The sequence below is a fragment of the Acidobacteriota bacterium genome, assembly GCA_003225175.1.
GTDB lineage: Bacteria > Acidobacteriota > Terriglobia > Terriglobales > Acidobacteriaceae > Gp1-AA112.
In genome coordinates, this window is sequence record QIBA01000259.1 from 1 (window position 1) to 1,575 (window position 1,575).

Annotated in this window: 2 protein-coding genes; both read left to right on the forward strand. The window is 54.5% G+C overall.

The genetic code is table 11. The features are described 5' to 3' along the window. Positions 1-683, forward strand: a 683-nt coding sequence (locus tag DMG62_25220; GenBank protein PYY18867.1) for a hypothetical protein, incomplete at its 5' end; no start/stop codon positions are given. After that, positions 673-1,188: a hypothetical protein gene (locus tag DMG62_25225; GenBank protein PYY18868.1), complete on the forward strand. Its 516-nt coding sequence runs from the start codon at positions 673-675 to the stop codon at positions 1,186-1,188. The genes DMG62_25220 and DMG62_25225, both read left to right, overlap by 11 nt. Positions 1,189-1,575: the final 387 nt, after the last annotated feature.

Genomic DNA, 1,575 nt, shown 5'->3' on the forward strand with positions numbered 1-1,575 from the left:
AGGAAACTGGCAAGGTTAAAACCAAGGGCACCCTTCTAGTCCATTGCCCAACGCAGGAGATCCAACACAGGGCCGTAAAAAGCGGAATCGTCATCGACGCCCAGTTATATGAGGCGAGGCTCTTCGACAGCAGCGTCCTTCTTAGACAATGCTATAAATGCGCACAATGGGGCCATACTCAGTCCGCATGCGGAAAGCAAGCGAAGTGCAGCAAATGCGCAGGGAATCACGATACGAGACAGTGTAAGGAGTCAAGGGTCGAGTGCGCCAACTGTGGGGGTAAACACAAAGCATGGCAGAAGCAGGCGTGTCGCGTGTTTCAGGCATACCTGAATGCGACACAAGAACGAAGAGTCCTTCTTAGGGTTGAGTCGGATCGGGTCAGAGCGACGGACAATAGCAGCTCGCCTTCTCCACCAACATCGTCGGATGGGTTCACGATCGTAGCGAACAAGAGAAGGAGAGGTAATTCTCCATCTCCAGCAGTGCATGCAGGCACCGCACAGGCGAGACGGACGGTTGGACGCCCAACATATCTAAGCCAGGCAGCAGCGGACCCCTCCCAGGCCAAAATTGGCATGTGGGTCCCCAGCGGAACATCAGCAGGCAACTCTGCTCTAGGGGATGACATGGAGCTCTCGCAGGACCTAGGATCTCAACACATAGCCTCCAATGAACAGTAAGCTCGCAATCGTGCAATACAACTGCGGAAATGCAAACCACGACAAGGCCAGACCGCTATTCGATAGCTTAGACCCTGCACGTCACCTAATAATCGCAGTGCAGGAGCCCTTCTTTAGGGGAAGACAGGGAGATACATATTGCCCAAGAAACTACACTCTGACGTATGAGGCCAGTCCGAATACAAAGGTCTGCTTTATGGTTAGTAGGGAGATAGATGCCGCCTGCTGGTCCCGCAAACAATACGGCCCCGATGTGGCCGCGCTCCGCCTGCGAGGAGAGGAACATGAGCTTACCATAATCAATGTCTACAATCCTAGGGGGAGGAGAAACGCCAACGTAGAAATTCAAGCGTGGAAGCAAATCGACAAGGCCCTTCAGGATGCTGCGGGCGAAATAATACTGCTGGGAGACTTTAACTGCCATCACCCTCGGTGGGGGGGACCCACAGTAGCAACTGAACCAGAGGCGGAGCGGCTGCTAAGAGTATTGTGGGACGCGGGATGACTGGGCCATGACCCCTGACCATATTCCTATCCTTATTCGCATGGACCTCAAAGCTTGCCCGCAAGCGTAGAGCGGGCGCTACAATCTCCAAAAGCTAGACAGGACGGGATTCCTCATGCAAATAGAACGAGCAGGGTGGGAGAACGCTGAGGAGCCGCTAGAGGCCTCCAACAGGCACTTCGAGCTGCGCTCGAACAACACTGTCCTAGAACGCGGAAGAGCAAGCAAGCCCTCCACAAATGGTCGCCGGACACGTCAAGACTAGTTCAGGATGCAAGGCAAGCAAGGCGCAGGTACAACGCTACAGGGTCGCAGTGGGACGCGCTAAGATATAAGCAGCGGTCCAACATGATGAAAAAGGCAATCCGCCGAGATGGCAGAGCTGCG

Bases quoted from the DNA above. Each gene is read 5' to 3' on its own strand.
- DMG62_25225 (PYY18868.1), top strand. From the start codon at position 673: ATGAACAGTAAGCTCGCAATCGTGCAATACAACTGCGGAAATGCAAAC.